18 protein-coding genes are annotated in these 21,580 nt (G+C 43.0%); 9 read left to right on the forward strand and 9 right to left on the reverse strand.

Annotated elements, in window-relative coordinates; translation table 11 throughout:
* Positions 1-10: 10 nt before the first annotated feature.
* Positions 11-1,051 carry a lytic polysaccharide monooxygenase gene (locus MH117_RS18175; RefSeq protein ID WP_481857280.1) on the reverse strand — a complete coding sequence of 347 codons (1,041 nt, stop codon included), beginning with the start codon at positions 1,049-1,051 and terminating at the stop codon, positions 11-13.
* Positions 1,052-1,819: 768 nt separating this feature from the next.
* Here MH117_RS18175 and MH117_RS18180 point away from each other — a divergent pair.
* From MH117_RS18180 to MH117_RS18205, 6 genes are all read left to right on the forward strand, one after another.
* A complete protein-coding gene (locus MH117_RS18180; protein WP_239330999.1) occupies positions 1,820-2,758 on the forward strand; it encodes a tyrosine-type recombinase/integrase in 939 nt (312 codons plus the stop codon).
* A gap of 102 nt (positions 2,759-2,860) precedes the next feature.
* The gene (locus MH117_RS18185; protein WP_239331002.1) at positions 2,861-5,458 is read left to right on the forward strand and encodes a flippase-like domain-containing protein; all 2,598 of its coding nucleotides are present in this window, start codon (positions 2,861-2,863) and stop codon (positions 5,456-5,458) included.
* A 272-nt stretch (positions 5,459-5,730) separates the two neighbouring features.
* Positions 5,731-6,120, forward strand: a complete 390-nt coding sequence (locus tag MH117_RS18190; RefSeq protein WP_239331005.1) for a CidA/LrgA family protein — start codon at positions 5,731-5,733, stop codon at positions 6,118-6,120.
* On the forward strand, positions 6,117-6,806 hold the full coding sequence (locus MH117_RS18195) for an LrgB family protein (RefSeq protein WP_239331007.1): 690 nt from the start codon (positions 6,117-6,119) through the stop codon (positions 6,804-6,806). Before MH117_RS18190 ends, MH117_RS18195 begins: the two co-directional genes overlap by 4 nt.
* Positions 6,807-7,275: 469 nt before the next feature.
* Complete coding sequence (locus MH117_RS18200; protein ID WP_239331008.1) at positions 7,276-7,470, forward strand: hypothetical protein; 195 nt, start codon at positions 7,276-7,278, stop codon at positions 7,468-7,470.
* A 287-nt stretch (positions 7,471-7,757) separates the two neighbouring features.
* Positions 7,758-8,195: a thiol-disulfide oxidoreductase DCC family protein gene (locus tag MH117_RS18205; protein WP_239331010.1), complete on the forward strand. Its 438-nt coding sequence runs from the start codon at positions 7,758-7,760 to the stop codon at positions 8,193-8,195.
* A gap of 230 nt (positions 8,196-8,425) precedes the next feature.
* Here the strand turns inward: MH117_RS18205 and MH117_RS18210 are convergent, their stop codons facing one another.
* Positions 8,426-9,349 (reverse strand): aldo/keto reductase, encoded by a 924-nt coding sequence (locus MH117_RS18210; protein ID WP_239331354.1) that lies wholly within the window; start codon positions 9,347-9,349, stop codon positions 8,426-8,428.
* A gap of 283 nt (positions 9,350-9,632) precedes the next feature.
* Between MH117_RS18210 and MH117_RS18215 the strand changes: the two genes are divergently transcribed.
* Positions 9,633-11,303 (forward strand): Stk1 family PASTA domain-containing Ser/Thr kinase, encoded by a 1,671-nt coding sequence (locus MH117_RS18215; protein WP_239331012.1) that lies wholly within the window; start codon positions 9,633-9,635, stop codon positions 11,301-11,303.
* Between the two features lie 318 nt (positions 11,304-11,621).
* Here MH117_RS18215 and MH117_RS18220 read toward each other — a convergent pair whose 3' ends face one another.
* The 7 genes from MH117_RS18220 to MH117_RS18250 form a co-directional block, all read right to left on the reverse strand.
* Positions 11,622-12,785, reverse strand: coding sequence for a Ger(x)C family spore germination protein (locus tag MH117_RS18220; RefSeq protein WP_239331014.1), 1,164 nt, complete (start codon positions 12,783-12,785; stop codon positions 11,622-11,624).
* Complete coding sequence (locus MH117_RS18225) at positions 12,785-14,293, reverse strand: spore germination protein (RefSeq protein WP_481857281.1); 1,509 nt, start codon at positions 14,291-14,293, stop codon at positions 12,785-12,787. Before MH117_RS18225 ends, MH117_RS18220 begins: the two co-directional genes overlap by 1 nt.
* A 1-nt stretch (position 14,294) precedes the next feature.
* On the reverse strand, positions 14,295-15,386 hold the full coding sequence (locus MH117_RS18230) for a GerAB/ArcD/ProY family transporter (RefSeq protein WP_239331016.1): 1,092 nt from the start codon (positions 15,384-15,386) through the stop codon (positions 14,295-14,297).
* Between the two features lie 344 nt (positions 15,387-15,730).
* Complete coding sequence (locus MH117_RS18235) at positions 15,731-16,387, reverse strand: DJ-1/PfpI family protein (protein WP_239331018.1); 657 nt, start codon at positions 16,385-16,387, stop codon at positions 15,731-15,733.
* Positions 16,388-16,651: 264 nt separating this feature from the next.
* Positions 16,652-18,250 carry a helix-turn-helix domain-containing protein gene (locus MH117_RS18240; RefSeq protein ID WP_239331019.1) on the reverse strand — a complete coding sequence of 533 codons (1,599 nt, stop codon included), beginning with the start codon at positions 18,248-18,250 and terminating at the stop codon, positions 16,652-16,654.
* A 125-nt stretch (positions 18,251-18,375) separates the two neighbouring features.
* Positions 18,376-19,377, reverse strand: coding sequence for an ABC transporter substrate-binding protein (locus MH117_RS18245; protein ID WP_239331021.1), 1,002 nt, complete (start codon positions 19,375-19,377; stop codon positions 18,376-18,378).
* A 217-nt stretch (positions 19,378-19,594) separates the two neighbouring features.
* Positions 19,595-19,846 (reverse strand): hypothetical protein, encoded by a 252-nt coding sequence (locus MH117_RS18250; protein ID WP_239331024.1) that lies wholly within the window; start codon positions 19,844-19,846, stop codon positions 19,595-19,597.
* Positions 19,847-20,117: 271 nt separating this feature from the next.
* Between MH117_RS18250 and MH117_RS18255 the strand changes: the two genes are divergently transcribed.
* Complete coding sequence (locus MH117_RS18255) at positions 20,118-20,318, forward strand: hypothetical protein (protein WP_239331027.1); 201 nt, start codon at positions 20,118-20,120, stop codon at positions 20,316-20,318.
* Positions 20,319-20,744: 426 nt separating this feature from the next.
* Positions 20,745-21,566, forward strand: a complete 822-nt coding sequence (locus MH117_RS18260; protein WP_343224470.1) for a DUF6597 domain-containing transcriptional factor — start codon at positions 20,745-20,747, stop codon at positions 21,564-21,566.
* The last annotated feature ends 14 nt before the right edge of the window (positions 21,567-21,580 follow it).

Genomic DNA, 21,580 nt, shown 5'->3' on the forward strand with positions numbered 1-21,580 from the left:
TTTCTTCCGATTAGTTAATGGATTTCCAAACTGCAGAGGAACTACTAGGTGTGTCGCCCAGCGTCCACCAGCGTGCTTCGTAGTTAGCGCCATTGTAAGATACTTTGTCGCCAGCTAAGTACACGGTACCTGCACTCCATGCTGGGTATGCAGTACCACCATCAGTTAATGTCTTCTTAGACAGTGCTACTGAGGCAGCAGACTTATTGCCGGCAGTATCAACTGCTTTAATCGTGTACACATAAGTCGTGTTCGCTGTTAAGCCAGTATCATTGTAAGAAGTTGTTGTCGATGTTCCTACTAAGGTTCCATTACGATAAACTTCATAATTTTGAATACCAGCAGAAGCAGTAGAAGCAGACCAAGTTAATTGAATGCTGCTTACTGTCTGAGCAGGTGAAACCACATTGCCTGGAACTGTAGGAAGCTGTGTTCCAGTTCCATTCGTCAAGTTCACGTCAATAACTTGATAGAAAGCATTTGGTGTATCTGCAATTTCCCATACGCCAAGAATAAGGTGGTAACCACTACGATCTGTCGGAACGTTACATTGGTGGCTGACGGATGTAGGTGGTTTTGCACCGCCGTCATTGATTTGGCAGAACAGCTCCAGATCGGAACGTTTTAATGCTTGGTTCGGATTCCAATTAGCTTTTGTAATGTAATATTTCCATTCACGTGTAGCATGGTTAGCTGTCAGCTTCCAAGTGAATGTATTTGTACCACCGTTTAAGTTTACTTTATTCCAGCGTGTAGTTGTTTGCTCGTACAATTCAGGGTAGATGCCGCCGCCTGTAATTTGGCCGTCAGCAGGTCCGCCAGTAGGGAAATGCCCAGGAGCTTCAATGCTTTGCGGTTCGTACTGAATAGCACCACAATTCGTGTTCGTGCCTTGCTTACATTGTAATGCACGGCCTGCTGGAGACTCGATGTAACCATGTGCAGAAGCTTTTCCAGCAAACACAAAAGAACATGCAGCCAGCAGCAAAGCCATAAATACGACAGCTGCGAGTGGAGATAGTTTAGGTAACGAGAGACGATATGAATTCATTATTTGGATCCTCCTATTATTGGTAGATTAGGTGTATAACATGCTATGCATGTTATTCCTGTTAAACAGCTTGTAACGTCTGAAAGTTCACCTCCGGCTTCTGCTATTCCTCAACTTCCTTGGCCAACGTGGTGCGTGGTACATACAGAATAAAAGCGCTAATCTCATGAAGATGAGACTATTCCACACATCATGAATGAATATACCTTGCTATCTTGCTTACTCCATAACACACACAGTTCTCAGCAAAGTTAAACGGTTAAACAAAGTGATGTCATCGTCTTGAGTTGATAGCGTTTACAACCCAGGTGCATAAACACCACAATCGCTTGATCTACTCCGCATGATGATTATCCTTAAACAGGTAACCGTTTACATAAGAACCGTACCGATGGCCTCTTCCATAGGGATAATTGAAAATGTGAAAAGTTGAGAGTTAATAAAGGTGTACACCTTATATTGCTTGGGGCTTGTCTAGCTGCGTAGATGAATCGTATAAGGTGTGCTGTAAAAAAAGTAATAGGCAAATAATGGAGTGGAAGTTGAGTTAATTCTATTATAACGAAACAGAAAGAGGGGTCAAGAAATAAATTGTGTGAAATATCACTCGCGAAATGGCGCAAACGGTTGTGTATTCTAGTTAATGATGCACAATATTTGCGTCATTAAACCTAAACTGCGTATAATAATGATTATACGCAGTTATTTTTGAACTAGAATTTGAGATAAATGGTGCTGAATTGTATGATATGAAAGGAGATTTGCTTAATGACTGCTACAGTTTGGAATCGAATTGAAATCGAAGACAAGTACGAAGAATCGCTTACTGCATTTCGCCTGTGGATGACAAATGCCGGATACACCGTATATACACAGCGTAATTATATTGGAGATGTGCATCAATTTCTCAGAACCTTAAATGGAAAACCGGTAACAGACATTAAAAATTTGCAAGTCTTGTCTTATCTCGCACAGGTGAAATCGACTGGTGTGAGTGATTCTACACGCAATCGCAAACATTGTGCTCTTATCAGCTTTTATCGTTCATTAAATGAATTGGAGATTACAGACGTAAATCCAGCGCTGCAAGTGAAAAAGTCTAAGACGGAGTCACAGCGTGCTCCCGTATATTTGGAACCGCCACAGATTAGAGAGTTGATTCAAGGGGTAGACGGCAAGTACCGCAATCGTAATATAGCTATTCTAATGCTGATGGCATATGGAGGCTTACGGGTAGGTGAAGTACATAGACTTAATCTTTCCGACTTTCATCGAGAGCGACGTACCATCGAGGTGCTGGGTAAAGGGCGCAAGTGGAGAACCGTTCCGCTGCCTGAGCCGGTTGTACAACATCTGGAATTATCATTGCTAGAACGGTTGCAGCCCTGGCGAGCCGGCGAGGATGCATTATTTATATCGCAGAAGGGCCGTAGACTCTCAATTCGCAACATCCAATCAATCGCTAGTCTGTTATTTGAACAAATGTCGTGGAATGACGAACAAAATAAGTATGCGGGAAAGGGCAGATCGTATTCATGCCATAAGCTTCGCCATTCGTTCGCAACCATGCTCGTACGCAGTGGCACGGATATCCGTACGGTTCAGGAAATGTTGGGGCATGCTTCCATTCAGACAACGACAGTATACACACATGTAAACGATAAGCAGAAAGAAGAGGCAATGTCTCGTTTAGCAGCATGGATGTAGTGGGTTGTAGCGACGTGATATGAATAACTGACGCAAAACGTTCCCAAACTATATAGTACAATAGGAATGGCTGGCTATTGCTTCACCAAAGGAGGAGTGCGTATGAATGCAATCAAGTCAAAGCTTCAAGCGCTATTCCGCCAACGTTGGCTTGTAAAGTCTTTTAAGATCGGTTTTCCGTTGGCTGTTATTTTATTTGTTATTATTCAAGGAAAGAAAGAACTTTCTCGCTTTTCCATCTCAGAGTCGTTAAAAGCGGTTCGATTGTTGTCGAGCGAGAACTTTACAGGGCTAATTATTTTAGGCATATTGGCAGTTTCCACCATGTTTTTCTATGATGTGATGCTGCTGCGCTCAATCAGGGCCAAGATGAGATGGAGTAAAATTTTCCGTGTATCTTGGATAGCTAACACGTTTAACGGTATTTTTGGTTTTGGAGGAGTAGCAGGAGTCGGCGTTCGAACTGTACTTTATCGATCCGTGTCTAAAGATGCGTCTAGATTGCTGCTCGCGATTGCCTGGATGGCACCATCTATGATTAGTGGCTTGTCCTTGTTATCCATTCTTGTTATTATCGGCGTATTCCCAGCGCATGAACTGTTGAATGCTAAAGGCTGGCTATGGATTGTGCTAATCGGGATCGCGCTTTTTTTTCCGACTTATCTTTTGCTTTCACGTTGGAAAGGACGTCAGCATGCCAATGTGGGATTGACATTTGGTTATACGCTAGTGTCCTTTATTGAATGGCTGGCAGCTGGGACAGTTGCTTACTCGATATTAGTATGTTTAGGAGTCCCTGTAAGTTACATACAAGTGATTGGCATCTATACGGTTAGTGCCGTGGCTGGAATCATTAGTATGGTTCCAGGCGGATTTGGTACATTTGATATTACTTATCTCATTGGGATGCAGGCACTGGGCGTTGAAGATCATTTGGTGTTTACAGGCTTGTTGTTATTCCGGATTATTTATTATTTTATACCATTTGGATTGGGTCTCATCTTCGCTGCATTTGAATTCGGCGAGGTCGCCGTGAAAAAATGGGAAGATCATCCTAAATTCAGTTCTTACATTGAATCGGGAAGTATATTCTGGTTTATACAACGCTCCGTCTGGATGAGCTTATCTGCCTGGTCAATTACTATTCTATTGTTTATGACGTCCATCTTTCTGCTGGCTTATGGCGTCACGACACCAGAGCTCGGGCAATCGTTTGTCCGGATACCGTGGTTGAATTCACAGAGCGCTTATCCAATTGTTAACGGTATGATTATTGGCTCTGCTTTCCTTATTCTGATGATGTTAAAAGGGATATTCGAAAGAACGCTGCGCGCCTATTATATTACATTAATTGCACTGCTCATAAGTACGACAGCTACTTTTTTATTGGGAACAAGTATCCGACATACTTTGTGGCTGCTTGGTATGCTTTTATTTGTATTTTTACTGCGCAGCCAGTTCACAAGACTGCGTTATCCCATCACGAAAGCTGCGACCATAGTGAGCACATTATTTATGCTCATCGTCGTCTGGATGTACTTGATTATCGGCAAAGTGTTCAGTTCACTGCACGATTCGATTGAGTTTGGCAGCTATTTGCTGTCACAAGGTGAATGGGCAACCTCCATCGTCACAGCAGGTATCGTATTTGTATGTTTGTACAGTATTGGCTGGGCAGCATTTGAACACCATAATCGTGAGCCCTTTGGGCGTGAATGGTCCTATCATGATCGTCATTATTTTCAGACTGTTCCAAACGGCTGGATATATGAACATGTACCATATAAACGGATGTACGAAACAGACATTCCCAACATGCAGCTGCCAATTGTTATCCGAGGTAGGAGAGTACTGGTACTTGGCCTGCCGCAAATTGATGCAAAGTATCGTGCTAAAGTGATGCAGCAATTGTACGCCCAAGCTGATCGATTCGGGTATGAAGTTGTTTTCACGCAGGTCAATTCGGAGTGGATGCCGCTGCTGCATGACTATGGCAACGACTTCTTCAAAATTGGTGAACGGGCGCACATCCGAATGGAAGGTACCATCACGGAAGAAGTTCCTGATATGAGTCATGTGGAAAGGTATGACTTTCCGTTGGACCAATCTGTGCAGAATCATCTTCTGGCCAGCATAAGTCAATGGTCAAATGTAAGTGCAGAGTATGTACAAGGCTTTACACGTGCATTACATCTGATGAACGGTTCGCATTATTTGTTTGTACTGCAGCCCGCTTCGCATGAGACATGGACCGGTTATGCCATTGTCTTCCTAGACACTGCGAACAGGCGGCTTATTATTGAGGATATGCGCTGCACCAGTTTGTCCCAGCAGTATGAACCAAGTGAGGTGACGGATGGAGATCATCATTTGCTTCATACTCTGTATATGTGGGCACGTCACAAAGAAGTCATACTAGAGACGGGCTTTATTCCGCTCGCACACGTCGAGACGTCTCTTGCGCCTTATTCATGGACGGAACGTTCTGCCATTGCCATGTATCGACGCTTGCGAGGTCAATTTCTGCTCTACAATCAGCGTTATCGCTGGCAGACATGGAGTGAACCAGAATGGGAGTCGCAGTATGTAGCATTTCCGAAGCGAATGTCACTTAATACGTTAATGTGGAGATATACACGCTGGCTCCAACGAATCCATAGACAAAGTTTATTGGAAATCGGACGTACAAATACAAAATAAGAACATTTTGAAAACTATAATGAAAAATCATGAAAATAACACTCAAAGGCTCGGAATCACGGTTCCGGGCCTTTAGCATGGAAAAAACCGCTTCCATCTCATGAATACGCCGCTTTCCGCGTGTAGGACAGGGGGGCATATGGTGCTACAATAAGTAATGAAAGAAGGTTAGAACAAGGTTGTTAGAACCTATTTCACACACTAACTGATGACTTCTCTATTTATAATTCAGTAATACAGCTTAGATAATAACTTGCAGAAGGTGATTGTACATGGAAGGGCTAATAGGCTTCGCAATTTTGGTCGGATTTAACTTAGCAGGTGTATGGCTGCATAATACGCTGAATATTCCTTTACCGGGGAATGTGCTTGGGCTTGTGTTATTTCTAGCAGCGCTTGGCTTGAAGGTCATTCGATTGGAGTGGGTTGAACGATCAGCTCAATACCTTCTGAAACATATGCTCTTGTTTTTTATTCCTTACGTAGTGGGTATTATCGCGTTCTTCCCGGTTCTTGAAGCCCATTGGTTCAGCATATTTGCTGGAATCGGCGGCAGCACGCTAGCGGTATTGTACGTAACCGGCATGGTTGCCAAGAAGCTGCAATCTACAGATCATAATGAGCCTGTGACCAATAAGGTAGGCCAGGGGGAAGCAGCATGAATGCAGCAGACATTCTCCAAAAAGTTTGGTTTGGCTTAACGATAACGGTTGTGGTGTACATAGCGGCTCGCGCACTACAACAACGTATTAAATGGATGCATCCTATGATTGTAAGCGCCGGAGTCCTTATATCGATCTTGTTGATTAGTGGCCTACCGCTTCAGCAATACAAAGAAGGGGCCGACCTATTGTCACTGCTGCTAGGACCTGCTACGATTGCTCTCGGAGTCCCAATTTATAAACATCGTCAACACATTAAAGAACAATTTCGTGCGGTAATGCTGTCGATAACGTGCGGATCCATTGTTGGGGTAGCAAGTGTAGCTGCGATTATGTTCTCCTTTAGCGGAGGCAAAGATATTGCGATGAGTATGCTGCCAAAATCCGTGAGTTCGCCGATTGCAGTTGAGATTGCCAAATCCCTTGGAGCTGTTCCAGAATTGGCTGCTGTCTTTACGGTATTTACGGGAATTGTGGGAGCACTTGTAGGCACAGCCTTCCTGCGGAAGTTCGGTATTAGAGATGAAGTTTCGTTGGGGATTGCGCTTGGTACAGCAGCCCATGGCTTCGGAACAGCTAAATGTTTAGCTGATTCTGAGAAGCAAGGAACGTTTAGTGGTTTGGCAATGGGACTAATGGGTGTAATTACATCTGCGCTGTTTGCTGTCTTGTTTTTGGTTATATAACAACATTTATAATTAATTGTGTTAATTGTATGAAGTCTCTCCTCGCGGAGAGGCTTTTTTTGTTTGAATTCCATTCATTAGGGTCCCCGATTGTAAAAATAGACGGTTGTGAAAATGCGATCAAAACACCGAGTGGAATATTAGAAGGGCAAGTCAGCGTGCCTTTGAGTTTGGCTATAAGTCTTTTCCAAGTTTCTATTTCCTTTACGAAAAACTTACCGGCAAGTGTTTGATGATTTGTCCGGTTACTCCGAAATAGCAAGAACGTTGGTTCATGTGAAGATGATGAATGCTCTGACACCGATGGGATTAAAATTGTAATCTAGATTAGAGGATATGATAAGAAGCCACCGCTCATCGTCAGGTGAGAAGTGGCTTTTACATTTATTTTTTATAATGTGAAATTAATCACATTATATGCTGTAAATTTGTGATATAGTAAAGACATCAAATAAGAGGAGTGATTACAATGAGAACATTCAAAACATTTAACGATACAAACAAGGTCACTCAGTACTTCCTGCAATTGTGTTACAACTGTGATGACAAACATTTATGCACAACCGAGGAAGAGTGCAAGCAATGCTGGACAAACCATCATCAAGTAGACGTAGATAATGAACATAATGAAACACGTGATATGTTAGCAGCGTATTACGCATAAGGAACAAAACTTTTTTATCCCCTACATTGTGAAAAAAGTAACATTCTAAAATGGGAATTTGCTCATCTTTTGAACACAACGTTTGAAGAATTGAAGAATTTGAAACATACTGCTGTTGAACCTCCGACCTATTACGGAGGTTTTTTGTTTGAAAGTGTATTTCAAGGCAAAAGGCCGGTCGGTGTCTGTAAGTTGCAGTCATGTGGACTTCCAATATACTTCAAAATAGAATATGATGTACGATAACGGAAAACAACTGTAGTAAAGATGTAAAGAGGTGAGAATTCATGGTGTTCAGATTGGGCAAGCGTATACACTTGGAAGTGTGGTATGACAGTTGGTGTCCACTGTGCACAGGGATTCGCAAGCGATTAATAGCTATCGATTCCTTTCGCGTGCTGCAGTTCCAATCGATTCGAGATGATATAGCTGTAAGCCAATCTAGTGTGAAGCACATTCCTTTGCCTGAGTTGGAACAGAGAATGCATGTGAGAGAGGTTCAGTCGAACCGCTTATATAGTGGGATTGATGCTGTTATCGTGATATCCAAAGCGATTCCGCTCTTATGGATTTTTTGGCCGCTGCTAGTTATCAGTCGTTGGATCAGGTTAGGCGAAAGACTGTATGATTTTATTGCTTCGCGTCGTATAATTGTACCCGCAGGTGCTTGTCAGGATCAACAGTGTGATTGGAGACCACCAGCGTCCAATAAGGATAGTAAATAACCTTTTGTATTCATTGAAAGGGTATTTACTATCCTTAAGATAAAGAGTGACATAAATATTATTATGTAAACCAATTGCGTTTCAATCCTATCGTTTGATCCACTTATAAGTGTCTAATTTCTGTCATGTTAAATGAATTGCAGTGGAATAAACATCTTAAAGAGCAGACAATCCTAGGGATAGCCTGCTCTTTAGTCATTCATAACTATTAAATCATATTAAATAAGTAATTAGTCTGCACTCCACACCAGTGGGTGAGTCGAATCAATAAGTTCGACAGCCTTGGCATTACTAATCACTTGGGCTTCGTCTTTGCAGCCAGGAATTACACTTGTCACTGCAGGGTGGCGTAAACACCAAGCTAAAGCCCACTGCGCCATATTGACATCATGCGGCACTTCATTACGCTGGATCAGCTCGACTTGCTTTAACGTTTCGTCTAGCTCTACTCCATTATGCCGCGCACGGACATCATTTTCTCCGAATTTCATGCCTGCTTTATACTTCCCAGTCAAAAATCCGCTTGCAAGAGGTACACGTGCCAGAACGCCTAAATTGTGCGCTTCACACTCAGGAAATACGTCTTGTTCTGGGCGACGATCCAAACGATTATATACGATCTGGATTACGCTTGCTCCAATCTCTGTTGCATTTACTGTCTGATGCATGCTGTTGCTCTTGTTTAAAGATATGCCAATATGTCTTATTTTACCTGAATTCATCTGCTTATCGAGCATCGTCCACAGTTCATCATTATTAAAAGCCTCATCATTACCAGAATGGAATTGATACAAATCTATGTAATCTGTATTTAATGCTATTAATGATTTGTCCAATTGTTGCAGCACGTCACTAGCACCATATTTATCAGTGCGGTTCATGTGCGAGTGAAACTGATGTCCGAACTTTGTTGCCAGAATCCAATCTTCACGATTATTTTGTGCCAAATAGCCGCCAATCAATTTCTCTGACAAATGGTCGCCATAACATTCGGCTGTGTCAATGAAGTTGATACCAACCTCTTTTGCCTGATGCAGAATACGATCCACTTCTGCCTGCGTGTAATCATGACCCCATTCGCCGCCAAATTGCCATGTTCCCACACCGATTACGGAGACTTTCATACCTGTCTTGCCTAACACACGATATTGCATCATTGAACATGTCCTCCCTGCGTCTGGTTTTATGAATAACTACAGTGTAGCATAAATGGCATCGGATATTAAAATCAGAGGGGGCTGCGTCAGGCTCTAATCCAGTATCCACAATTCTAGCAATATATAGGAAATGACAGAATAGGATTGAAACCTGAATGAACGGGAGTATTATTAATAAATAAGGGAGTAGGGCAACTTTTGAGTTTTGTTTACGTATGGTTAATAATATACATACATAGTGCTCCTAAGAAATAATGAAGCAAGAAAGTAGAGGACAAACATGAATAATCAAATGATCGATGGAAGATATGAATTAGTACAGACCATAATGCAATCGGATGACGGCACTTGGTACCGTGCACAGGATACATCTCTTAAAAGAGAAATATTTTTATTGTTAAGCACTGGCACACCTGAAGACTCATTAAGAGAACTAACAGCTGAACTGTCTCAGTCATCTAGCGACTCTTTCTTCCAGTTATTGAATGCGGGAACGGATGGTCCCAATGCTTTTATGGTATTTAATGCGTACAAGGGTATGCCCTTGTATCAATATGCAGAGAAGCATGCAGTGCCTTTGCAGACAGCGCTCCAGATTGTATTTCTTGCGGGCCAACGGCTCCAGGAGGGAGGCCGATTAGGCACGTCAGCTTTCTCTGTGAGCTTTGATAATCTCTGGATTACCGATCAGCATGAATTACTCGTAATGAATTACTGGAATGAAGCTAGAAGCAGTCGAACAGGCACGTCGGGCTTGTCACAATTGCTTTATCAATTGTGTACGCTTCATGCACTGGCACCGCGTCAGTACGATATTTATGTGAGTAGAATGCAGTCAGCTTTAAAGCATGAGCTGCCGGCTCAACGCCAATCCGTCTTGACACTGGCTAGACGGGTATATCAGGACGATGAGTCAGTATTGGGTTATATGACCACGATTACAGAGATCTTAAATCAGCCTAATCTGCCGATTGTAGACAGTTATGCCCAGTATGAGGTGAAAGCAGCTCAGCCGCCTACTTATGAGTCTTTGTCGTCCACCACACCAGAAGCCTATGTTGCAGATTCGACGCTGTACGATGAACCTGAGACAGCTTATGATACAGTCGAACAGGAGGAGCGACCGCAAACGCTCGTTCGAGAACGGACACAGCCTGATAAGCGAGTACAGCAGGCTCCTAAGCGGAAGCTGAGAACGCCGCTTATTATTGCAGGCTGCATTTTATTTGTCAGTTTGCTTGGCGGAGCAATTATCTGGGCTAATTCTTTAAGCAAATCAAGCGATGCGGCAACTGAACCAGAATCAACAGTCACAACGCCAAACGATGCAGATCAACATAAAGAAGAAACATCAGAATCCAATCAAGTAGATAACGGGGATGGTTCTACTTCTACTGATAATGGATCATCTGCGGGAACTGACTCAACAACAGGACAAGTAGAACCGGGTACTACAAATAAAGGTGGTACGTCAGAGAGTGGAAATACTGATTCTACCAGCAATGAAAATGGCGAAGGAAGCGAACAGCAGCCAAATCAAGGACAAACAACCGATCCGGGTACAACAAGTCCGAACACAGGGGTGGAAACAGAACAACCAACTACGGGTGGAACCGATGGGACAACTACTCCTGGCACAAACCCGGGAACAACTACACCGCCGGTCACTACTGACCCAACGGCGCCAACGGAACCGACAGTTCCAACAGATCCTAATGGCAATACGACACAACCAACGACACCAAGCGGAACGGCACCTAATTTGGTTGGTCTTACACAAGCCGAAGCAGAGAAAGCGGCATTGGCGGCAGGCATGAAATATAGCTTTGCCAAAGAAAACGCTGAGGGTCAGGAAGCAGGCAAAGTCTTTAAGCAGGAGCCCGCAGCAGGAACAGCAGTGAAAAAAGGAGACCGTGTCACGTTTTACATCGTTCGTGAAGCGAAGAAGTAATACACAAGCTTATCAGATCAAATTAAGTTAACATATACAAGAGGATACCTCCAAGATATGCTGTTTCGGGAAATACAGATAGTATTTCCAACGGAGAGGCCATCAGAAGAGCCAAGTTACGACTTGGTTCTTCATGCATCTCTGGTAAAGCGACTGCTGTCGTAGAAAGATCGTATATTCTGTCTGATGCACTTGATTTCTAGCGATTATTGCGCTTGCCTGGGAAATAAGCATAAGGAAATGGCCGCTTAAATTATTATATTTCCTAGGTTCTCATGTATGGATAAACATCAGTTTTAACGATATCAGGAACAAAACTTATTTTTGCTTTAATTTTGACATGCCAGCGTGAACAAGTTTGACCTTTACTTGAATATTGTCCAGATCACCAGGGGAAAGTGTAATGTTTCTGCCGTTACCTTGGCGTTTCCAATGCGTTACCTGTTGGCGGTATACATATTGATGCAAGCTGTATAGATCCGCATTATGATCCAACCCCACCTTGAACGTGTGTTTTATCTCAGCCTTCACTTTATCTTCTGCAAGTTCCTCTATTTCAGACTCTGGCAGTGGAGCCAACATTTCATCAATACTACCAGTAATATTGGCTTTAATGGTATAGGAGAGCACGGCTCCTTGAGTACGCACGTGAATGTCCCATTTCGATGTTTCCATCGATAATAAGACCTGGTGTTTGTTATTGTCCCGCCCAATAGCCAATGCCGTTCGTGCTGAACTCGAATTAATCCATCTTAAGCCCAAACTGTCCGCTTTGGACTGCCATCCTTTATACGAATTGTCGTCAATTACAAATATACCATCCACTTCATACTGCTCATTGGGTTTAATGTCTTTGAACCACTGCTTGCTATTTGTGGCCAATGAGGGCAGGAGTAGGGTTGCCCCGGGTTCTACTAGCTTTATTAACATTTCACGCAGTGACAGCGGCTTGATATAGGCTTGTTGCTCGTACATGTCCATCGGATTATGAAGCAGGGAATTGATAGGCGCCAAGTTAAATGTGTTATTGACTGCAAACAGCTCCTTAATCGAAACATGCGTACCAAACACCCAAGGTGAATATCTAATTTCATGATAACGCAGCATCGAATCCATCATGCTTTTCATATTTTGCGATAACACTCGTTCGTGAAACACAATAGCAGTGGTATGTTCCCAAACAATAGGCAGTTGTGAGGAATTATAAATATTATTGATCGCTGCGTCTAACGTTACACCTTCCCCGCGTCCTAGCCATACGGGTACTTTATCTTTAGGCTTAACTCCTTCTTGCTTGGCTACATTTGAAAAATCAAGGGATTGCGTATATACAATGTATTTATCATTCTGAAAATCGATACCAATAGCTGTGACATAATTGTTATCCTGCACATTTTTATAATCCCAGCATCCGCTTAAGCTAAGTAGCAGCAAGAGTAAACTTCCAACATACAGCCCTCGAATTGGGATACGCGCACTCATTATTTCTTATCTCCTTCCCGTGTTTTATCCAACGGATAAATATATTCCGGTCGTCTATTTTTCCATTTAGAGGGCAACTCAATCAAGGATTTGGCAATATCATGAAACGATGGTGGGGACAATGGAGCCAGGTAAGGAATCCCAAAGGACTCCAGTGTTGATAAATACAGCAGTATTGACAGCATGGCGATAAAGAATCCATACATCCCTAGAAATGACGACAAGAGAACAACACCTAATCTGATTACACTCACAGTGCCGCTTAGTGACTGATTTACTAGTGTGAAGGTCGCAACTGCAGTGACAGCGGCTACAACCAATGTTGTAGGAGAGCCAAGTCCAGCCCTTATAGAAGCGTCACCTACAATAAGACCGCCGACAACAGCTACAGTCTGGCCAACGGCCTTGGGGAGCCTAACACCAGCTTCACGAAAAATCTCAAACAGTCCTAACATTAGGATTAACTCCATTGATGCAGAGAAAGGTAATCCGGATCTGGCATTGGTGACAGTTGCGAGTAATGGCAGAGGAAGCTGCTCTACATTAAAGGCAATTAACGCAATCCAGAATCCTGGGATAAATATAGATACGAACAAGCCTACAAGTCGCAGTAGACGTTGGAATGTAACAAAGTAATATGGAAAATGCGCATCCTCAGGTGATTTTAAAGCTAACATCAGGTCAGCTGGACCGATCAGCGCCATGGGAGTCGTATCAACCATAATGACAAATCGTCCTCTGACGAGTGATTGCACGACATGATCAGGCCTGCCAATATAGTCGAGCAGCGGGAATAGGGCATATTGGGAATCGCCAATTGCATCACCTAGCTGCGAGCTGCTAATCAGCGCATCAATGTCTAGACGATTAAGGCGATCTCTGACATCGGCGACTAAATCAGGATTTGCGATATCTTTAATGTATAACAGTGCGACGTCGGTATGTGTGCGCCTGCCTATCGTAAGACTTTCGACCTTCAAGCTGTCGGACTTCATTCGTTTGCGAACTAGTGCAATATTAGTCGTAAGGCTTTCTGTAAAGCCATCCTTTGGCCCTTTGATCGAGATTTCCGTACTTGATTCCTCTGGAGCCCGATTAGGCGGCTTGGCAATATCAATCGTATAGTAACGCTCAACATCAGGAAAGCACACCAGTAGGTGACCATCGAATAAACGTGCTTCTGCTTTTAACAACCCAGAGGATGACGCTAATGGAATCAATGACAGACTAGAATGGTCGTCTAAATGAGATACCTCTTCTACCGACTGCATAAGATCTCTGAACCTTGGTATTATATACTGATTAAACTGCTGGAAGTCGGCCATTCCCTCGCACCATGCAAACACCACCTCAATTTCCTGATGTAAAGTGTTGTACTTGCAGGTGTGGAAATGGATATCTGAGCAAGTTAAAAGATGTTTTTTTAGGCTCAATATAGTTAATGGTGCTAATTCATTTAGTCGATTCGGCAATTTGTCGCTAGAAATATTTGTTGGATCCTCATTCATGTTAAATAGTCCTTTTAGATGTGTTGGAAAAGCAAGCAAGAAGGGCAAAGATGCCTGAGCATACAAGGATTCCAATGGTAACAACAGGATAATAGTAGTCATGCAGCCATGAAAGAAACATCATGTCGCTCATACTAATCTGTATTACACTGATCAAGAGCAGTCCGGATATTATGCATACGGCAGCCCTGGCCCCTTTACTGCGAAAGGGCATGAGATCGTAGATCAGGAACATGGCCAATGATATGCGAATAAACGCTCCAGATAACCATTGGAAAATGGAAAAGAAGTCTACGTGATTGATGTACTTGCCTACGGTAACCAGTCGCCATTGCTCAAATGTAGGGAACCGTAAGCTGACAGCTGTGTCTCGGCCAAAGTTAGCGATTGCTCCAATGTAGGGACCTATAGTAAGCCCACCTAAAAAGATTGCTAACACTGCCATTCCCCAAAAGTTAACCTTGGTAGACATATGATGATGCAGGAAAAGTACCATAATGAGTTCAACCATGCCGGCGCCTCCATAGATCGTTCCCTGGAGTACGGGAAGAGTTCCATTCTCAAGAAGGGGAAACATCAACGAATAGTTTTTATACTGCATGTTGGCTCCCATCACAAAGTAACCTAAAACAATAACGACCGGCAGCAGCATACCTGAACATATAGCTATCGATCGAATACCTGCAAGAGCGCATGCTGCGGATAAAATTGCCAACGTTATGACGATAACAAATAGCGGAGTGTGGGGTAAATACGATACGGTTGTCCAACTGGCAGTATCCTTTAATGTGATGAAGGCTACTGTTAGCAAGTACGTAACAAGAATGATAATGACTAGCCATGCCACAAATGGGCCTGTTTTTCCGTTAAGCCATTCAAATAAAGTTTGCTTGCCTTTCTTTTTTATGGTCCACAGAATGACCGGGATCCAGAGCAGGCTAAGAGCCATAACCATTACAATGCTTAACCATCCGTCTCTGCCGGATTGCTGCAGCAGAAGAGGGATGATAATCACATGATTCAACATGCCGGTTGATAGCAGTAAGATCATGCACACTTGTAAAAAGCTAACGGAAGTCTTGGGTACGCTCATATGAACCTCCTTACAAACAGTTGCATGTAGCATTGTGTTAATTTGCTCCAAAAGAAGAGAGTTCATCCATGACCAATTAAATATACATATAATATATTATGTAAACTAATGATAAAAGATGTGCAGCCAACCATTTTTGCATTCTGGATAAGCTTATTAAAGCAATCATGGTTTGTGATTGGAATGATCTTTGTAAATGAAAAAAGAAGAAGCGATACTCGCTCCTTCTTCAGCTATATTTGGTTTCTATTTTAGTGTAAGCCACAAAACGAATGGGGGAGTCACTAATGTTGATGAGAGCATACATCTACAACTATACATAATGAGACTGTCCTATTTGTGGCTTACAGATTAGGCTCTCGCTCTGAAAACTCTTGAAGCAACCCGCCTATCTGTTCAACCAGTGGGGCAGGTGCTTTCTTCGTTGAACCCGCATCAAATGGTGGCTGAGGATCGTATTCCAAAATCAACTGGACTCCTTTACCCAGATCATCCCCGAACTCCCAAGATACTAATTGGAGAGCCATATCAATACCTGAAGATACACCAGCTGCGGTTACGATTTTATCATGGCGAACCACTCTTTCTTCTGTTGGAATGGCTCCAAGAGAATGAAGCAGGTTGAAGGAGGCCCAATGAGTGGTCGCGTTCGCTCCATTCAATAAGCCTGCAGCGCTCAAAATAAGCGAGCCAGTACATACCGAAGTCGTCCACTTCGTCGTTTCATGTATTTTACGAATCCAATTCAATGTTTCTTCGTCATTGATTGGTGTTTTGTAGTTAGGAGGGCTGCAGCCGGGAACAATAAGAATATCGGCTGTATTAACCTCAGAGAAACTATAATCGGCATACAAACCACCCATTTTTGAATCTAGTTTGATGAGTCCTTTCTGCTTGGCTACAAATTTCACATTACATTTCATTGTTGCAGCAAATACTTCGTATGGACCAATTGCATCTAATGCTGTAATACCATCGTATAGCAGGACAGCGATTTCCATGATGATCTCTCCTTTAAGCATGATGTTAATTCATTCACGCTCCAAGTATACCATACCCCCCTATAGTATACTGGTGTATATATTGTGAAGTCTTCTTATTTTCGAAAGTACTTTCTACTAATAATCCCCAGAAATAATGCTGATCTCTTTCAAGTCTGATTGGGATGGACTTCATAACTTGAAGCATAGGCGCAATACGGTAAGCGATAAATCGGGGTGTAACAATGAGCCCGCTGCAGCAGCGGGCTTTAAATTGATTGTTGATTAAGCTAAAACTGCCAGCACATCATCAATTTTTCGTTTGTGTGACAACACACCGTAATTCATCCAGGCTATAAAATCAACTTCATACACATGCCCGTGTTGAACAGCAGGAAGCTGATTCCACAAAGGTGTGTCCAGTAGTTCTCTGCCTTCTCCTTCACGTTTATCGAACGTAATAAACAAGTGATCTGCATCAAGCTGGGCGATCCATTCATTCGTAAGGGATATCCGCCTTTGTCCAGTAGTCAGCTTATTTACAAGCGGGTGGGGTGTGAGTCCCAAATCCTTATAAAGAACACCACCAGTATAACCTAGTTGTTCACCTCCATATAGATTAATTCCACATGCTGAAATACGGAGACAAGCTACAGTTCCGTTGCAGACAGACCGTCGGAGTATCTCACGTGCGGCAGCGGCTTTTTGCTCATAACTTTGAATTACTTCTTCTACCTTGCCGGATTTGTCGAAGATGGAAGCTATCGTTCTGAGCGTTGCTCGCCAGTCCTCTCCCATAAATGGAAGCTTAAATAGCGGGGCAATATGACGGCAGTCCTCAAGTTGCCAGCGGCGGTACCCTTCATCCAACAGAATAAGATCCGGCTCATATTGGGATAGTTGAGCCCAATTCCCTGACGAAATATCGAAATGTGGGACCTGATGAAGTCCTAAATATTCTTGCTTTCCCCATTGCGCATGTGAATACTGGGCAACTGGAACAATATCCAGCGCAAGCAAATAATCCTCAAGAAATGGGGCAAACACGCGAATATTGCCTTGATGTGTGCGACGATACTGGCCGGGAGTAACACCTACGGTACCTTTAAATCGCCTGTTGAAATAGTATTCGTTGCTATAGCCGACCGATTGTGCAATATGATGCAAACGGTCGTCGCTCATAAGCAGCAATTGCTGAGCGCGCTCAATACGTACACCATTCAAATAGTCGAGTGGAAGCTGTCCGGTGATTTCCCTGAATAGCTGTGTGTATCGAGAACGATTGATTTGTACCATTGCAGCTAACTGATCTACTGTTAATGCTTCAATGTAATGATGATCTATAAAGTCAATGGAACGTTCTACTGCAGCTCGGTTAAAGGCGTCCTGATTCTCCACGCTACTTTGCTGGCAAAGCAGCAGAAGCTCCTGAAAACGGATATGTCTTGTCAATCGTTGTGTATCCCCATTGTCACCACGATTGTAATACAAAGATTCGAGCAGCAGGACACAGTGGGAGAAGGGATGAAAGGTAACCAAGCCATGCTGTACCAAATTATTGCCTATCGATGCCTGAATACGAGCATATCCGGATTCAGTCTTACCAATCATTTCAAAGCTTAGTTGGTAAAAAGCAAGTCCTTCTCCTTCACAGCGCATGTCACTGCCTGTCCCTGGGGCAAGCATAAATCCCATTCCTTTTTTGAGTGGAAACCGGGTTCCATCTACGAACAGGATTCCGTTCCCCTGTGTTATGATGATCAATGTCCAGTCTTGAACTACTTCCTGTAAAGTATTAGAGTAAGCAGATCTGCTTAACAGTTCTATCTGGTTAAGGGAGTAAAAAAGAACGTCTGCTGATGGCAACTGCTGTGTGTGATTCACTATTTCTCGCCTCTTTTGATTGAGAATTATTTTCAATTATATTAGTGTAAAGCAAAAAAGAAAGCTCATCAACTGAAGTTGACAATCTTTCTTTTTTAAATTCAATCTTTACATGTGGCAAGAGGTTACTTCACCATATATCGAAGCAAGTCATCCAATTTCATTGAATTGGCTGTAATAGCACCTGACTGCCAATGCGTACGGTCCATCTTATACACCTTACCGTTCTTAATTGCCGGAATGTTCTTCCATAATGGCCCGTTCAGCTTGTTGTAAGCCTCCTGATTTCCAGCGTCATCCCATGTCCCGTTGGCAGGGAATACAATTATATGATCAGCTTCCAGCTGAGGGATGACTTCCTCAGAGACGATAACATGGTAGTCGGTCATATTTGCTGCCATAGGTACAGGTTCAAGCCCAAACTCTTTATAAATAACACCTGTATAGCGGTTTTTAACTCCGAAGAGAGCCATACTTTTGTCTGCAACGTTTAAACGAATAACAGCCACTTTCTCTTTGCCCACAGTTTTCTGTAATTTAGCCTTGCTTTCTTCGACTTTTTGACGATAGTCCTTCAATACTTTTTCAGCCTTTTCCGGAATGCCTAAAGCATCAGCAATGGATTTTAAAATTTCTGTAGAGTCTTCGAGCACTTCTTCCTTTATGCGATATGTAGGCGCTACTTTTGAATATTGCTCATACTGGGCTTGATTAGCCCCCCCATCGAGAATGATGAGATCGGGACTTTGCTCGAGCAGAGCTTCGATGCTGCCAGTGATGTCGAATTGCGGAACATCAAGCTGAAGATAGTCCTGCTTGCCCCAGCTCGGATGGTACCATTGTACAACCGGAGTCACATCTAATGCTTTCAAATAATCCTCTACATAGATTCCTGCCACCCTTTGGGGGTGAGTGGGAATTGTTACGTCTCCAAATTCGCCGCTAACAACTCGTGTCTCTGGTTTAGTTTGCTTGCCAGATGCACCATCTTGCCCTTGGGCATTTTCTGTATTAATTTGTTCAACTGGTTCTGGATTCACTGAATTCGACGTATTACAAGCAGTCAAACTCATCACCACAATTATACCTAAGGTTAGCGTAATAACGTTGCATCTTTTTTTAAACATATTATTTCCCCCAGACATTATTGTTATTGATTATCATTCTCAAAGAGGTTGCTTTGTGAATGTTAACTTATAATTAGTTTCTATTCAATGCATATTCTCTGAGAATTTCTTATCTAATCTCTTATCAGACTTCATTGAGATCGCAAGGCATAGATTCAGAACCAGCACAGTGCATCGTAAGGTTGTTTTTGGTAGAGCAGGTTAGTAGTAACATGAGTTATGCACTTTGTGGTAACACCTGGTAGTAATTCTGGGGTTTAGGTGTACCCCAAAGAAGCATTAAATAATGCTGTAACCAAAATAATCGAATACGTCTTGCAAAACGTTTCACTTCTACATCAAAATCAACGTAGATTCGCCCTTTACTTTTGTAGATTCTTTTGTAGGTTTGGCAACGAGTGTGGAAAAGGCAGCGGACCATTTCGCCGTGGGTGAAACCTTCATCACGACTCGTTTTTTCTTTGTTCATTTCAAATAATGCACAAATACCAACGATCCATGGCTATCCACAATCGGCATTTCACCGCTTCACGCAGCATCAGGAGCATTTGCTTATCGAGATCCAACTTCATAAGACCCTCTTCCTTGGTTTCAGGTTAATGCCAAATCGAATAGGACAAGGGATACTCTAACCCAAGCTGCAGGCAGATAAAGATATTGTTGTTGCGACAGTGCCGTATCATTTGCACGAGTAGAGATGTAGAATAATAGGGAGAATCAAATACTAAAGTGAATTCATTATGGCTAAGATAAAAGCAAAGGTTACCCCTGCTTTCACATCGCTGGACAAGTCGCTGATCGAGCGATATGCGGCCAGTAGTCCATCGAAATGGGGAGAGAATATCTCCAGTGCGCAAACACATTTGGCTACGAAAGAGCGAGTCATTGCCTGTGGGGAAAAGAAGGCAGCGGTTACGATGAGAAGTTTATCTAATATTTGAGCAAAGAAAAATTCCAGCGATGCTATTCATCAATGTGAGATAGATAGCAGCCAATCCGGACATTTTGCCGCTTTGGCTGCTAACCCCTTATTTGAGATCGAAAATCACGGAACAGAACACCGCCCGTCGTTCATGATTTAGGCTTTGAAATTGCCAGATACAACGTACTCGCCGATGCGGAGAAGGATACCGCCGAGGGCGTGATGAAAGCAATACCTGAGCTGTGCAAAGCAGGTTTTCACTTGTACAGCTCGCTGCTATAGAGCATAAGGGGACCTAAGTGTTGGGCTGACTACCCTACTCAAATTCATCCATCAACAACGATGATACTTCATAATTTCGGCTTGCCAAACGCGCAAAGTACCCCAAGAAAGGACGGAGTGACTCCGCGGACTTCACGTCCATAACGCGAGTCGCGCATATGCCATGCTGATACGAACGTATACGCCACAAGCACCATTGTCAGGTTTTGTGGATTATTTCTGGTATTTTGAAGGATATGCACCACCTCATTCAAAGGAGCTTTCGCTACCTGATGGTTCGATTGAACTCGTGATCAACCTGCATAACGATAAGATTAAATTGTTCAGCCGAGAGTACAAGGACCCATTACGGACATACGGCAGCTCTGTTATTTGCGGGCCGCATTCCGAATATTTCATTATCGATACTTCCGCAGAGGCCACTGTTTTGGGCATACATTTCATACCGGGCGGCATTTCCCCATTTCTTAAAATGCCGGTGAATGAACTACATAATACGCATGTTTCCTTGGATGCACTGTGGGGAGCAAGCGCCTATGATCTGCGTGAGATGCTGCTTCAATCACAAACGGTAGATGAAATGTTTCGAATACTTGAAGCAAATCTGATCAAGCTGGCTTCCCGACCACTAATACGCCATCCGGCAGTAAGCTTCGCACTTAACGAGTTTATGCGGTTGCCGCATACAAGACCCCTTTCGGATGTGATTGATCAAATCGGTTTAAGTCAACGGAGATTTATTCAGATCTTTAAAGAAGAAGTGGGGTTGACGCCCAAGCTTTTCTGTCGTCTTCGTCGTTTTCAGGAGGTATTGAACAGATTAGACCACACGAAATGCGTCAATTGGTTGGATGTTGCCATCGCTTGCGGATATTATGATCAGATGCATTTTATTAAGGATTTTCAGGCTTTCTCCAGTCTAAATCCTACTGATTATTTATCAGCGCAAGGCAGGCATCACAATCATGTTGCGATCCATAACTAAGGGGTCAATTTTTT

This window comes from Paenibacillus sp. ACRRX, assembly GCF_022346885.1.
GTDB lineage: Bacteria > Bacillota > Bacilli > Paenibacillales > Paenibacillaceae > Paenibacillus_B.

Coding starts and splice junctions, on each gene's coding strand:
- MH117_RS18210 (WP_239331354.1), bottom strand. CDS start 9,349: ATGCAATATCGTGTGTTAGGCAAGACAGGTATGAAAGTCTCCGTAATC.
- MH117_RS18175 (WP_481857280.1), bottom strand. CDS start 1,051: ATGAATTCATATCGTCTCTCGTTACCTAAACTATCTCCACTCGCAGCT.
- MH117_RS18250 (WP_239331024.1), bottom strand. CDS start 19,846: ATGAACAAAGAAAAAACGAGTCGTGATGAAGGTTTCACCCACGGCGAA.
- MH117_RS18230 (WP_239331016.1), bottom strand. CDS start 15,386: ATGAGCGTACCCAAGACTTCCGTTAGCTTTTTACAAGTGTGCATGATC.
- MH117_RS18195 (WP_239331007.1), top strand. CDS start 6,117: ATGAATGCAGCAGACATTCTCCAAAAAGTTTGGTTTGGCTTAACGATA.
- MH117_RS18220 (WP_239331014.1), bottom strand. CDS start 12,785: ATGAGTGCGCGTATCCCAATTCGAGGGCTGTATGTTGGAAGTTTACTC.
- MH117_RS18205 (WP_239331010.1), top strand. CDS start 7,758: ATGGTGTTCAGATTGGGCAAGCGTATACACTTGGAAGTGTGGTATGAC.
- MH117_RS18225 (WP_481857281.1), bottom strand. CDS start 14,293: ATGAATGAGGATCCAACAAATATTTCTAGCGACAAATTGCCGAATCGA.
- MH117_RS18180 (WP_239330999.1), top strand. CDS start 1,820: ATGACTGCTACAGTTTGGAATCGAATTGAAATCGAAGACAAGTACGAA.
- MH117_RS18260 (WP_343224470.1), top strand. CDS start 20,745: ATGCTGATACGAACGTATACGCCACAAGCACCATTGTCAGGTTTTGTG.
- MH117_RS18190 (WP_239331005.1), top strand. CDS start 5,731: ATGGAAGGGCTAATAGGCTTCGCAATTTTGGTCGGATTTAACTTAGCA.
- MH117_RS18215 (WP_239331012.1), top strand. CDS start 9,633: ATGAATAATCAAATGATCGATGGAAGATATGAATTAGTACAGACCATA.
- MH117_RS18200 (WP_239331008.1), top strand. CDS start 7,276: ATGAGAACATTCAAAACATTTAACGATACAAACAAGGTCACTCAGTAC.
- MH117_RS18235 (WP_239331018.1), bottom strand. CDS start 16,387: ATGGAAATCGCTGTCCTGCTATACGATGGTATTACAGCATTAGATGCA.
- MH117_RS18255 (WP_239331027.1), top strand. CDS start 20,118: ATGGCTAAGATAAAAGCAAAGGTTACCCCTGCTTTCACATCGCTGGAC.
- MH117_RS18245 (WP_239331021.1), bottom strand. CDS start 19,377: ATGTTTAAAAAAAGATGCAACGTTATTACGCTAACCTTAGGTATAATT.
- MH117_RS18185 (WP_239331002.1), top strand. CDS start 2,861: ATGAATGCAATCAAGTCAAAGCTTCAAGCGCTATTCCGCCAACGTTGG.